The following is an 11,897-nucleotide window of genomic DNA, read 5'->3' on the forward strand; positions in this document are numbered from 1 at the left end:
TCACGTGAGGCAACGAAGGGGCTTACGCGGGCATTTTGGATGAGTCAACGCGGGGTCTTCCGTTCGGGTCGCCGAAGCTGCTACTGTGCCCGACAGACAGTGACCTAAGGAAGGGCCTTACAACCGCGCAAGCGGCGACCCAGGCCCGGGTCCTGCATCCGAAGGAGTTCAGTCCCTTGGACACGGCTTCGACCGTCGTCCGCCGATCCACCGTCGAGTACGCGCCCGATCTGCTACTCGATCTCGTCCGTCCCGCCGAAGCAGAGCACCCCTTGCCTGCGATCGTGTGGGTGCACGGAGGTGGTTGGCGGCTTCAAGACCGCACTGCATGCCCAGATCTGGTGCAACACTTCGCACGGCACGGCTATGTCATGGCCAGCATCGACTACCGGCTCGCGCCCGAGACCTGCCACCCCGGCCAGCTCTTCGATGTCAGGCGGGCGGTGCGCTGGCTGCGCGCCAACGCCGCGGACCACGGCATAGACCCCGACCGGATCGGTGTGTGGGGCTCGTCCGCCGGTGGGCACCTCGCGGCATTGACCGGAGTGCATTCGGGCACAACACGATTGCCCGGGGAAGAACCCGCGACCGTCGACAGCTCGGTGCAGGCCGTCGTCGACGGTTACGGGCCCGCCGACCTGCCCGGCCTCGTCGACCTCTCCGCGGAACAGGCGCCGGGGGAGGACGATTCCCCGGAGGCATCGTTGCTCGGCGGCGCGATCCGCGACCGACTGGACGCCGCGAGATCCGCGAGCCCCGCACTGCAGGTGGCGCACGGAGCACCGCCGTTTCTGGTCATGCACGGTCTCGGCGACAACCTGGTGCCGTTCACGCAGAGCGTCGCGTTATACGACGCTCTCGTCGCGCACGGCAACGAGGCCATTCTCTATCTGATCGAGGGATTCGGGCACGGGTTCTTCAACCCGGGCCACGTCCTCGAACTCGGCCCCGACCAGACCCTCGACCAAGGCCATCTCGAACGAGATCCGCAGGCGCCCGCCTCGACTCGCGCGGTGACCGACTTCGGTCGCGCACTGACCGAGAGGTACCCCTCCGCCTCGTTCGCCGCGGTCGAGGCCTTCTTCGCGCACACACTGAAACCAGGAGCACCCACCCCATGACTACTTTCGACATTCCCGTCCTCGACGAGGTCCACGCTGCCGCTCCGCAACTCGACACCCTCCCCGGCCGCTGCGTGCCCTACGCCATGGCCGCCGGTGAAGGCGAGCGCCACGAACTCGGCGGGCAACTGATCACCGTCATCGCCCGGCCGGAGGACACCGGCGGGCAATTCGGTGCCGCATATGTCTACGGCAGCAAGGGAACCGAGACGCCGTTCCTCGCCCACGATCGCGAGCACCGCTTCCTGTACGTCACCGACGGGCGGCTGCAGATCTGGTTGCCGGGCGAATCGCACCTGCTCGTGCCCGGTGACTCGGTCACCGTCCCGGCCGGGACGCCGTACGCCTACCGCATGCTCGCGCACCGGACGCGGTTCCTGAGCTGGCTCACCGTCGGCGACGGGCACCGGTGGTCGCAAGCCACCGGTCAGGCCACCTCATCGCACGTCTTCGACGCCGAGGCGGCGCCGATGTCGGACGCGCGGCAATCCGAACTCGCGGACCGGTTCGGTGTCCGGGTCCACGATCTCGAGAAGACGGACCTGCCTGCGGTGACCGGCACGTCGTTGCCCGCCGCGGAGTCCCCCTACGTGCTGCAGGCGGGCGAAGGCGACCGCTGGGCGAGTCTCGACCAGCTGAACACCTACCTCGCACGACCGCGGAACACCGGCGGAACGTATTTCGCGATGCACACCATGGGCGGCAAGAGTGCGTACATTCCCCGTCACTTCCATCGCGAGCACACAGAGAACTTCTTCTGCATCGAGGGTCGAATTCTCCTGCACGCCAACGGCCGGGAGATCATGCTGACCAAGGGTGATTTTCTCCATGCGCCGGCCGGGACGATCCACAGTTTCGCGTTCGACAGCCATAACACGCAGATGCTCGGCCTGCTGACCACTGGCGTGTTCGAGAAGTTCTTCGAGTACATGAACGTCCCGACGGACGCGCACGTCCACACCGAGGGCGGCGACATGCAGTTCCCGGCCGAAGGGTTCGCGCGGGCGCGTGCGGAGCTGGACCTCGAGGTCGTCGGCCCGCCGCCGGCACGAGGCGACGGTCGCTGAGACCCGTCCGGCGCGCACACGTCCGGAGCGGCCGAGCTCTACACTCGTGCCATGGCGATCCAGAGCACCGTCACCCGGGCAGAGTCCCTGGTCGCCCACATCCAGGACCGGATCGCCGCGGGTGAACTCGCGCCCGGTGATCGGGTGGGTACCCGCAAGGAACTCCAGGCGGAGTCGGGGATGGCCCGCGGAACGGTCATCGAGGCCGTCCGGCTCCTGCAGGATCGGGGAGTCATCACCGTCCGGCCCGGGCCCGGCGGTGGCCTGTTCGTCGCCGAACCGTCCTCGGTGGTCCGGCTCGGCCGCACCCTGCTGACCGTCGAGGGCGACGCGGCGGGAGTCGCCGACGCCATCGCCGTCCGGGAAGAACTGGAACCCCTCGTGACGGAACTGGCCGCCCGTCACCGCACCGATGCCGACGTCGCCGACCTGCGGCAGGTGATGACCGTTCTCGAGGATTCGGCCGGCGACCCCGAGGCGTTCATCCGTGCCGTGTGGGATCTGCATCGCCGGATCGTGGCGATCGGCCCCAACCAGGTGTTGCGCGAAACCTATCTGAGCCTCGAAACCTACGTCGAGCAGCACGCGACGCGCGCGAGCCGCGAACGAAGCGCCACCAACAGCGAGTACTTCGCGCGACGGATCGACGTGCACCGCGCGCTGGTCGATGCCATCGAGTCCGGCGACCCGGCCCGAGCCCGCGCGGCCGCTCAGGCGCACGCTCACTGAGCAATCGCTTCTCGCAGCCCGTTCTCGGTTCCCGTGCTTGACAGTGGGCAGTGGTCTGTGGCTACCATCACACATAACGGTTATAACCGTTTATCGGAGGAGTTGATCCTCCCCCCACTGACCAGGAGTGTTCCGCATGAATTTCTCCACGTCCTCGCCCGGCGGCCGCGGCAGAGTGCTCGTGCCCGTCCTCTGCTGGGCTGCCCTCCTCAGCGACGGATACGACCTGTTCGTCTACGGCGCCACCCTGCCCGCCCTGATCGGCCACGCCCCCTGGTTCATCACCGCCGGGGCGGCAGGCACCGTGGGCAGCGCCGCCCTGGTCGGAGTCCTCATCGGCTCGCTGACCGCCGGCACGCTCACCGACATCCTGGGCCGCCGCCGCCTGTTCCTCGCGTGCCTGACGCTCTTCTCGACGGCAACCCTGGCCACCGCTATCGCCCCCACCTTCGAGATCTTCGCCGCCACCCGGCTGGTCGCCGGCCTGGGAATCGGCGGGTTGATGCCCACCGCCATCGCGATGGCGGCGGAGTTCGCGTCCCCGGCCTACCGGTCCCGGATCCTCGGCATGGTGCTCACCGGACCGGCGTTCGGCGGCGTCCTCGCATCGGCGGCGTCCCTGCTGCTGCTCGAGGAGTTCGGGTTCCGTCCGGTCTACGCACTCGGTGCGGTTCCGCTGATCACGTTGCTGCCGTTGGCGTTCGCGTTTCTGCCGGAGTCGCGGGCGTTCGTCGCCGAACGATCCTCCGAGGACCGGGCGTCGAAGTCGCCGGTCGCCAAACTCTTCGGTGACGGGATGGGGCGGGCCACGGTCGGTATCTGGTTCGTCGCGATCTGCAGCATGCTCACCATGTTCGGGGTGACCACCTGGCTGCCGCAGATCATGCGCAATGCCGGTTACCCGATCGGTTCGGCGGTGACGTTCCTGCTCGTCTACAGCGCCGGCGCCATCGTCGGAACGCTGCTCGCCTCCGTGCTGGCCGAACGGTTCGGTCCGAAGCCGCTGGTCCTGGCCGGGTTCTCCACGGCCGCAGTCTCTCTCGCGCTGCTGGGCACGCACCCGCCGACCGCCGTCCTGATGCTGCTGGTGGCGTTGGCCGGATTCGGCGGCCTCGGCACCCAGAACATGCTCAACGATCACATCGCGACGTTCTACCCGGCCCGGTTCAGGGCAACCGGGCTCGGATGGGCGCTCGGAATCGGCCGGGCGGGCGCGATCGCGGGCCCCACGTACGGCGCGTTCTTCGTCGCCGGTGGCGGTGCCGTCATCGTCAGCTCACTGGCATTCGCCGTGCCCGCGCTGATCGGCGGCGTCGTGATGGCCACCCTCCCTCGACGCCCCCGCGCCACCCCCGCCGCCGCGGACAACCACCTCGAAGCGGCCACCGCGCGCAGCACCGAAGTTTCCCGCTAGGACTCGCCACCGAACGGTGGCGGACGAAAAGGATGAAATAGATGAAGATTGTCGGCTACCGCAAGAAGGATCAGGACGCCGTGACCGTGGGTGTCCTCCGTGACGGCTTCGTTCGACCGCTCGCCTCACTCGAGGAATTCTGGAGCGACGCCGCCGGCTGGGTGGCACGAGCGGAACACCTCGAATCGCCCGAGATCGACGTCACGCTCGTCAGCGTGGTGCCGCCGGTGCCCGACTCCGCCCGCGTCATCTGCGTCGGCCTCAACTACAAGGCCCACGCCGCCGAGGGCGGCTTCACCCCGCCGCCCTACCCGACGTTGTTCGGGCGGTGGACCCCGTCGCTGAGCGTCGACGGAGCCCCGACGCCGGTGCCGGCCAACGAGGCGGGCCTGGACTGGGAGGGTGAGGTTGCCGCGTTCATCGGCACCCGGCTCGAAAGCGTCGACGCGGCCACCGGCCAGGCCGGGGTGCTCGGCTACGCCTGCTTCAACGACCTCACCGCCCGCAAGGCGCAGAAGCTGACCGCGCAATGGACGCTCGGCAAGAACGGCGACCGGTCCGGCCCCCTCGGCCCGCTGGTTCCCGCCGGTGAGGTCGGGGATCTGTCCGACGGTCTGCGGGTGCAGACCCGCGTCAACGGAACGGTCGTGCAGGACGGCAACACCCGGGACCTGATCTTCTCGGTCGGCGAGATCATCGCCCTCATCAGCGAGACGTTCACCCTGCACCCCGGCGACATCATCGCCACCGGCACCCCGGAGGGCGTCGGCTACGTGCGCAACCCACCGTGGCTGCTCGGGCCCGGCGATATCGTCGAGGTGGAGATCGACAAGCTCGGCGTCCTGCGGACCCCGATCGTCGATGCCAGCGGAAGGAAGGGCGCATGACCGACGTCGCGTCCGGTGTCGACCGGACACCGGTACTGATCGCCGGCGGCGGGCCGTCCGGGCTCGCGGCCGCGCTCGAACTGGCCCACCACGGGGTGGCAAGCCTGGTCGTCGAACCGAGGGTCGACGTCGACGCCGAACGCCCGCGCGCCAAGACCACCAACGCCCGCACCATGACGCACCTGCGGCGGTGGGGACTGGCCGACGAGGTGCGTGCCGCGTCGCCCCTTCCCGTCGAGTGGGCGCAGGACATCGTGTTCTGCTCGACTCTGCTAGGCCACGAGATCACCCGGTTCGAGAACGGCTTCCAGCTCGACGTCGCCACCCCGACGCTGGCGCCCGAACGCGGCCAGCAGGCACCACAACCTGTTGTGGAGACCGTGCTTCGGGAGGCGGTGCAGCGCAGCGAATTCGCCACCCTGCAGCTCGGGGCGCGGGTCACGTCGCTCGAGGAACTCCCCGACGGCACCGTCCGTGCCACGGTGGAGGGTCCGGGGCAGACCCGAACGGTCGTGGCGGACTACGTCCTCGGGTGCGACGGCGGCGCGAGCATCGTGCGCGAGTCCATCGGCGCCCGGTTCGAGGGCACGTCCGGCGAGCGCCCCAATCTCAGCATCCTGTTCCGTGCGCCGGGCCTGGCCGAGCGGGTGCCGTTCGACGGTGCCGTCCACCACTGGGTGATGGCGCCCGGGGCAGCGGGCATCGTGGGCCGGCTCGACCTGTCGGACACCTGGTGGGCGATCGTGCAGGGCGTCGACGTCCGGGACGAGGAGGTCGACGCCACCGCGCTCGTGCACCGCCTCATCGGCGAGCCGGTCCCGGTCGAGATCATCGCCACCGACCCGTGGGTGGCACGAATGTTGCTGTCCGACAGCTACCGCAAGGGCCGGGTGTTCCTCGTCGGCGACGCCGCGCATCTCAATCCGCCGTGGGGCGGGCACGGGTACAACACGTGCATCGGTGACGCCGTCAACGTCGCCTGGAAGATCGCGGCGACGCTGCGCGGCTGGGCCGGGCCGCAACTGCTCGACAGTTACGAAGCCGAACGCCGGCCCGTCGCCGCCCGCACCATCGCCGAAGCCGGAGCGCAGGAAAAGGCTCTCGCGCATCATTTCTCCACCGTCGAGATCGGTCAGGACGGTCCGGCAGCGGAGGAGGCGCGCCGCCGCACGGCAGAGGCGCTCGCCGTGAAGAAGAGCGAATTCCATTCACTCGGACTCGTTCTCGGCTACGCCTACACCGACTCGCCCGTCATCGTGCCCGATGGATCGGCGCCGCCGGCGGAAGATCCCGTCGAGTACGTGCCCACCGCGTGCCCCGGAGCGCTACTGCCGCACGCGTGGTTGGGAGACGGCCGTTCGCTCTACGACGTTCTCGGCCCGGAGTACACCCTCGTCGTGCTGGACGACGTGGGATCCTCGCGGCACACCGCCGAACTCGAACCGCTGACGGCGAAGGCCGAGGAACTCGGTGTCCCTGTGACGGTGCTGCGATTGTCCGACACCGGGGGATCTCTGGGCAGTCTCCTCGGCGCCCCCTTCGTCCTCGTCCGACCCGACCAGCACGTGGCGTGGCGGGGCGGCGACCTCGCGAGCGCCGAGAAGGCGATCGACATCGCGGCGGGATGGTGAGAACACCTCCCCTCGCCGGACGCTCCACCTCCACACTCGAGAAGGAAGATTCACGTGTCTGCTCTCCATGAGGCGCCTCAGACGGCGACCAAGCTGCTCGTGACCGCCATGGGTTTGATCGATACGTTCGACCCCCGGCAACGGGCGACCGCGATCATCGACGATTTCGACGACCCGCGGCGGTTGAACTGGGACATCATCCCCAAACCGGACCGCACCGGCATCCCGCTGCACCAGTTGGACCGTCACCAGAAGGTGCTGGTGTGGGATCTGATCCGGTTGGCCGTGCCGCTGCGCACCTTCACGAAGGTGCTCTCGATCCCCCAACTCGAGCACGTCCTCCGGGACTACGAGCAGGATTTCCTCGGACCGGCACTGCAGACCTGGCGCACCTCGGATTCGTACTTCCTGACCTTCTTCGGCCGCCCCGGCTTCGAGGACACCTGGACGCTGCGTTTCCTCGGTCACCACGTCTGCCTCAACCTGACGATCGTCGACGAGCGGTGGATCTCCGCCACCCCGGTCGCGTTGGGCGCGCAGCCCACCGAGTACGACGGGGTGCTCAAACCGCTCGCCGACGACGAGGGCCTGGCCTTCGACCTGCTGGCCTCCCTGGACGACGAGCAGCGCGGCCTCGCCGTCATCCACGACGTCGCACCGGCCGACTTCGTGACCCGGCAGGTGCCGCGGATCGGGGCCTACGAATACCCCGACCACTACGACCTCGGCATGCCCGGCTACACCATCACCGACGCCGACCGGGTCGCCCTGAAGTTCGTGCGCGATCGGCCGTCCGGGATCAGCGGCGCGAAGTTGTCCGGTGACCAGCAGCACACGCTGCTCGGGGTCGTGGACTGCTATCTCGAGCGACTGCCCGAGGAGGCCGGCGACCGCCACCGGCAGGCGCTGCGGGAGGGCGGCATCGACCGGGTGTTCTTCGCGTGGGCCGGTGCGCAGAAGCGCGGCGCACCGCACTACTTCCGCGTCCACACCGACCGGTACCTCATCGAGGCGGTCAACGCCGTCGGCGGTGGAAATCACCTGCACACCGTGCTGCGGGACTTCGACAACGACTTCGGACACGACCTGCTCGCACTCCACGCCGGGACCGACTCGAAGTGGGGCGGCGGGCACCTGAGCAGCCGGACGGTGTCCAGCGAACAGTCCGATCCGCACCTCGAAACCTGAGTGCCGCTCGGCCCCGCACAGCGCTGAGCGGGGCCGACTCCGGTCTGCCCGCGGAGTGTGAGACTCGTCAAGTTTGTCCATTTCGGTTTCCCTGTTGCCTGATCAGTGGCGACACTGGTGAAGCTGACATTTAACGTGGACGAAACAATGAGGTGGATTGTGTTGGGGCGCTCGAAGGCAACCGTGGTGTACTCGGTGTCGGGTCGACCGTCCAACCCGTTCGCGCGACCGGTCGATCGGTTCGCGGCCACCCTGAAATCCGTCATCGTCACCCTCGCGGGTGTCGCGATCGTGATCGGCACCTGGGAGTACCACCAGGAGAGTGCGCGGGCCGCGCAACAACGCGCCACCACGACCCTCGTCGAGGCCGTCACCAGCGCCGACGCCCCCATCACCCTGTCGCCGCGCGGCTCGGTCCGGACCACCCCGATGGTGAAGGCGACGTGGGCCTGGGGCTCCGAGTCTCGCACCGACAGCATCGAGGTCCCCTCGGGGACTCCGGCGGGCACCTCGAAGACCATCGCCGTCGGCGACGACGGAAGCTGGGCCGGCCCGCGGATCACGACCTCCGACGTCGTCAGCGCCGCGGTCGCGGCAGTGCTCATCACCCTCGGCGCGAGCGCGCTGCTCCTGGGTGCGGTGTGGGCGATGTTCTCCCGCGCGGTCGAACGCCGGCGCCAGCAGTACTGGGACGAGAGCATCCGCAGGCTGTTCGCGACCTACAGTCGCTGATCCTCCCGCAGGCCGGTTCGACAGGCCTCGTACCTCACCTCGGACGGATCCGAATCCACTTCGGACGACACCCGGTCGCGCTGTCCCGTGTCGGTTTCGGTGGCCTCACTCCGGGCTATTCAGGTGATGCCGAGGAAAGGTGGGAGCCATGTCCGACCGGGATGCTTCTATATTCGAAAGCGAACGCGAGCTCGACGAAGAGTCCGTCCGTAAGGCGCAGCGGACCGTCGCCCACCACTCGATCGATGCCGACGACTGCCGGATGCTGCTCGCTGCCCTCGGCATCCCCCTCGTGCGTGACCTCGAGAACGAATCATTCTCCGGCACGGCCGGCGCCGAATCTCTCTGACCGACGCGTCTCGCGAGACGGCCCCAGGCGACCGCTGCTGGGCGACAGGCGTTCACAGCGACTCCACAGCGAAGCTCGAGGGTGCCCGCACCGGCGACCGCTTGTATGGGATGTAACCGGAACAGCCCATGGAGAGGTCCTCATGACGAAGAGCCCGCGTCACCACGCCGACGAAGTGCACGAGCACGATCGCGGCCTCAGCCACGACCTGAAATCGATGTTGTCGCGTCGCCGCGCACTGTTCGTGTTCGGCGCGGCGGGTGCGACCGCGCTCGCGGCGTGCTCGTCGGCGGGATCGACGGCGACGTCGTCCTCGTCGTCGACAGGGGCCGCCGCGACCACGGCGGAGACGGTGAGCGACGGCACGTGCGTGGCGGCGGCGCCGCAGGAAACGGCCGGCCCGTATCCCGGCGACGGGTCCAACGGCCCGAACGTGCTGGTCGAGTCGGGGATCGTCCGGCAGGACATTCGCAGCAGCTTCGGCGCGTACTCCGGGACGGCGGAGGGTGTCGCGACGACCATCGAACTGAACCTGCAGGATCTGACGAAGGACTGCGCGGCCGGCGCGGGAATGGCCGTCTACCTGTGGCACTGCGACCGGGACGGCGAGTACTCGCTCTACGGTCAGGGCATCACCGAGCAGAACTACCTGCGCGGCGTTCAGGTGGCGGACTCCGCCGGCACGGTGTCGTTCACGTCGATCTTCCCGGCCTGCTACTCGGGACGCTGGCCGCACATTCACTTCGAGGTGTTCGACTCACTGGAATCTGCGGTGGCGGGCGAGGGCGCCCGGTTGACGTCGCAGATCGCAGTGCCGCAGGACGCGTGCACCACCGTCTTCGCCTACGACAGCGGGTACGCGAACAGTGTCGGCAACCTGTCGAAGGTCTCCCTGGACTCGGACAACGTGTTCGGGGACGGCTGGGATGCCGAGTTGGCCACCGTGTCGGGACAACCCGCCACCGGTATGACGATCTCGATCACGATCGGTGTCGCCGAGAAGTCGGCGAACACGCAGTCCGCGCCGAGCGGTCCCGGTGAGGGTGGCGGGCAGCCGCCGAACGGGGCACCCGGCCGGTAGCCGTCGCGGCTCGGTTCCGTCGTCCGTCAGCTGACGTGCCACCCGGGTGGTCGGTCGAGTTCGTTCCATTCGCGGGTCAGCTGAGCCTGCTGGCGGCGGGACGCGACCCAGTGGACGACGAGGAAGAGGAGGCAGTACCCGCCGGTCGCGGTCACCCAGATCCCGCACGCGACGCTCACCGCCGTGGCGGCGTTCTGCGAACCGGTCTCCGGCGCCGGGACGAGATCGCCGTTCGGGTCGAGCCAGACGCTGACGGTCTGGCCGGCCTTCGCGCCCGATTCGGTGGGAACGTCGGCGGTGTGAGTCTGCCCGTTCGCCGACCACTGCACCCGTGCGTGGGCTTGATACTGGGGTGCGGCCGGCAGGGGTTCTCCCGTGGTCCCGGTGCGGGAATCCTCGACGAGCCTGGCGGGTGTCGGGTGCTGGGTGGCGAGTTCGGCCTGCGTCTGCTGGTCGAGCCGTGAGTACGTCTCGGTTCCGTAGGCCGCGGCCAGTGGAATCATCATGAGCACGAAGAACACCCCGATGAGGACCATCGCGGAGCGGAGCCGGTCGCACCCCCGCATGAGCGGGTTGCGGCTCCATGGACCCAGACGCCACAGCCGTGTCGGCGCTGCACACGTTTCGCTCATCGCGCACCTCCGGGTGGTTGCCCACCACCATTGTGCAACCGAAACGCCTGCACGTGTAGGGCCTTCTGGCAGGTGTTCGTGCGCGGCCGGTGTGGCCGCGTCAGACCTGTCGCGAAAGGTCGGGCGACGGGGGAGCTGTCACGCGCCGATTCCGGCGAAGGCTTCGGTCAGTGCCTCGATCCCGGCCCTGACCGTGGGGCGGTCGTTGTCGGCGCGGCGGAGTGCGTAGATCTCGCGTTCGAGTGTGGGACGCACGGGGACGATCGCCACGTTGTCCGGCACCCAGACGCGGGCCAGACGCGGCACGAGTGCGGCGGCGAGACCGTGCGCGACGAATTCGAGTTGAGCCGCGAATTCGGGCACTTCGTACCTGATATCCGGTTCGACGCCGCGGTTGCGCAACGTCTGCACCAGCCAGGTGTGGTACACCGCGCCCTTCTTCCACGTCGTCCACGGCATGTCCGCGATCTCGTCGAGATCGACGTGATCGCGGGACGCCAGCGGATGGTCCCGGGACAGTGCGACGTCGGCGGAGTCGCGGTGCACCAGGGTGTGCACTGCGTCCTCGGGCAGGTGCAGTGGCATCGTGACCCAGCTGTCGACGACGGCGAGGTCGAGTTCCCGGCGCACGATCGCGGGTATGAGGTCCTCGGTCTCGCCGGCGAAGAAGCTGACCGCGAGCTGCGGGTGACGCCTGCGCAGCGTCGCCACGGCAGTCGGCACGACGACTCTGCCTGCGGAGGAGAAGGACCCGATTCGCAGTTCTCCCACCACGTCGCGGTCGAGGGAGACGACTTCGGATTCGGCCTGCGCCAGAAGCGATATCACTTCCTGCCCGCGACGGGCCAGGAGCCGGCCGGCATCGGTGAGCTGGACGCCGCGGCCCGCGGGCACCAGGAGCCGGACGCCGACCTCCCGTTCGAACTTGCCGAGTTGCTGCGACACCCCGGATGGCGTCACGTGCAGGGCGCGGGCTGCGGCGCCGATCGATCCGTGTTCGGCGACAGCGCACAGCGCGCGGAGGCGATCGACGCTCAACATAGTAGTGATGCTACTGCTTTCATGA

12 protein-coding genes are annotated in these 11,897 nt (G+C 68.7%); 10 read left to right on the top strand and 2 right to left on the bottom strand.

Annotation, left to right across the window (positions count from 1 at the left end):
* Nucleotides 1-176: 176 nt before the first annotated feature.
* From QM841_RS40820 to QM841_RS40865, 10 genes are all read left to right on the top strand, one after another.
* Nucleotides 177-1,121 (top strand): alpha/beta hydrolase, encoded by a 945-nt coding sequence (locus QM841_RS40820; RefSeq protein ID WP_283336475.1) that lies wholly within the window; start codon nt 177-179, stop codon nt 1,119-1,121.
* Nucleotides 1,118-2,188, top strand: a complete 1,071-nt coding sequence (locus QM841_RS40825) for a quercetin 2,3-dioxygenase (RefSeq protein WP_283336476.1) — start codon at nt 1,118-1,120, stop codon at nt 2,186-2,188. Before QM841_RS40820 ends, QM841_RS40825 begins: the two co-directional genes overlap by 4 nt.
* 51 nt (nt 2,189-2,239) lie before the next feature.
* Complete coding sequence (locus QM841_RS40830) at nt 2,240-2,917, top strand: FadR/GntR family transcriptional regulator (RefSeq protein ID WP_005237792.1); 678 nt, start codon at nt 2,240-2,242, stop codon at nt 2,915-2,917.
* A 136-nt stretch (nt 2,918-3,053) separates the two neighbouring features.
* Nucleotides 3,054-4,331, top strand: a complete 1,278-nt coding sequence (locus tag QM841_RS40835; RefSeq protein ID WP_283336477.1) for an MFS transporter — start codon at nt 3,054-3,056, stop codon at nt 4,329-4,331.
* Nucleotides 4,332-4,372: 41 nt separating this feature from the next.
* On the top strand, nt 4,373-5,218 hold the full coding sequence (locus tag QM841_RS40840; RefSeq protein WP_283336478.1) for a fumarylacetoacetate hydrolase family protein: 846 nt from the start codon (nt 4,373-4,375) through the stop codon (nt 5,216-5,218).
* On the top strand, nt 5,215-6,849 hold the full coding sequence (locus QM841_RS40845; protein ID WP_283336479.1) for an FAD-dependent oxidoreductase: 1,635 nt from the start codon (nt 5,215-5,217) through the stop codon (nt 6,847-6,849). The genes QM841_RS40840 and QM841_RS40845 overlap by 4 nt, the downstream gene beginning before the upstream one ends.
* A 54-nt stretch (nt 6,850-6,903) precedes the next feature.
* Entirely contained in the window at nt 6,904-8,037 is a 1,134-nt protein-coding gene (locus QM841_RS40850) for a DUF3500 domain-containing protein (RefSeq protein ID WP_283336480.1), read from the top strand.
* Between the two features lie 159 nt (nt 8,038-8,196).
* Nucleotides 8,197-8,769, top strand: coding sequence for an Rv1733c family protein (locus tag QM841_RS40855; protein WP_283336508.1), 573 nt, complete (start codon nt 8,197-8,199; stop codon nt 8,767-8,769).
* Nucleotides 8,770-8,917: 148 nt separating this feature from the next.
* Nucleotides 8,918-9,118: a hypothetical protein gene (locus tag QM841_RS40860; protein ID WP_105423212.1), complete on the top strand. Its 201-nt coding sequence runs from the start codon at nt 8,918-8,920 to the stop codon at nt 9,116-9,118.
* 142 nt (nt 9,119-9,260) lie between these two features.
* Nucleotides 9,261-10,199: a dioxygenase family protein gene (locus QM841_RS40865; RefSeq protein ID WP_283336481.1), complete on the top strand. Its 939-nt coding sequence runs from the start codon at nt 9,261-9,263 to the stop codon at nt 10,197-10,199.
* Nucleotides 10,200-10,225: 26 nt separating this feature from the next.
* On the opposite strand, the gene QM841_RS40870 is transcribed toward QM841_RS40865, so the two are convergent.
* Both QM841_RS40870 and QM841_RS40875 read right to left on the bottom strand, forming a co-directional pair.
* Nucleotides 10,226-10,831 (bottom strand): Rv1733c family protein, encoded by a 606-nt coding sequence (locus QM841_RS40870; protein WP_283336482.1) that lies wholly within the window; start codon nt 10,829-10,831, stop codon nt 10,226-10,228.
* Nucleotides 10,832-10,969: 138 nt separating this feature from the next.
* The gene (locus QM841_RS40875) at nt 10,970-11,872 is read right to left on the bottom strand and encodes a LysR family transcriptional regulator (RefSeq protein WP_105423218.1); all 903 of its coding nucleotides are present in this window, start codon (nt 11,870-11,872) and stop codon (nt 10,970-10,972) included.
* Between the last annotated feature and the right edge of the window lie 25 nt (nt 11,873-11,897).

The organism is Rhodococcus sp. IEGM 1307 (assembly GCF_030056915.1).
Lineage (GTDB): Bacteria > Actinomycetota > Actinomycetes > Mycobacteriales > Mycobacteriaceae > Rhodococcus_F > Rhodococcus_F opacus_D.

Excerpts from the sequence above, each read along its gene's own strand:
- QM841_RS40825 (WP_283336476.1), top strand. The coding sequence starts at position 1,118 with ATGACTACTTTCGACATTCCCGTCCTCGACGAGGTCCACGCTGCCGCT.
- QM841_RS40830 (WP_005237792.1), top strand. The coding sequence starts at position 2,240 with ATGGCGATCCAGAGCACCGTCACCCGGGCAGAGTCCCTGGTCGCCCAC.
- QM841_RS40835 (WP_283336477.1), top strand. The coding sequence starts at position 3,054 with ATGAATTTCTCCACGTCCTCGCCCGGCGGCCGCGGCAGAGTGCTCGTG.
- QM841_RS40840 (WP_283336478.1), top strand. The coding sequence starts at position 4,373 with ATGAAGATTGTCGGCTACCGCAAGAAGGATCAGGACGCCGTGACCGTG.
- QM841_RS40845 (WP_283336479.1), top strand. The coding sequence starts at position 5,215 with ATGACCGACGTCGCGTCCGGTGTCGACCGGACACCGGTACTGATCGCC.
- QM841_RS40860 (WP_105423212.1), top strand. The coding sequence starts at position 8,918 with ATGTCCGACCGGGATGCTTCTATATTCGAAAGCGAACGCGAGCTCGAC.
- QM841_RS40865 (WP_283336481.1), top strand. The coding sequence starts at position 9,261 with ATGACGAAGAGCCCGCGTCACCACGCCGACGAAGTGCACGAGCACGAT.
- QM841_RS40870 (WP_283336482.1), bottom strand. The coding sequence starts at position 10,831 with ATGAGCGAAACGTGTGCAGCGCCGACACGGCTGTGGCGTCTGGGTCCA.
- QM841_RS40875 (WP_105423218.1), bottom strand. The coding sequence starts at position 11,872 with ATGTTGAGCGTCGATCGCCTCCGCGCGCTGTGCGCTGTCGCCGAACAC.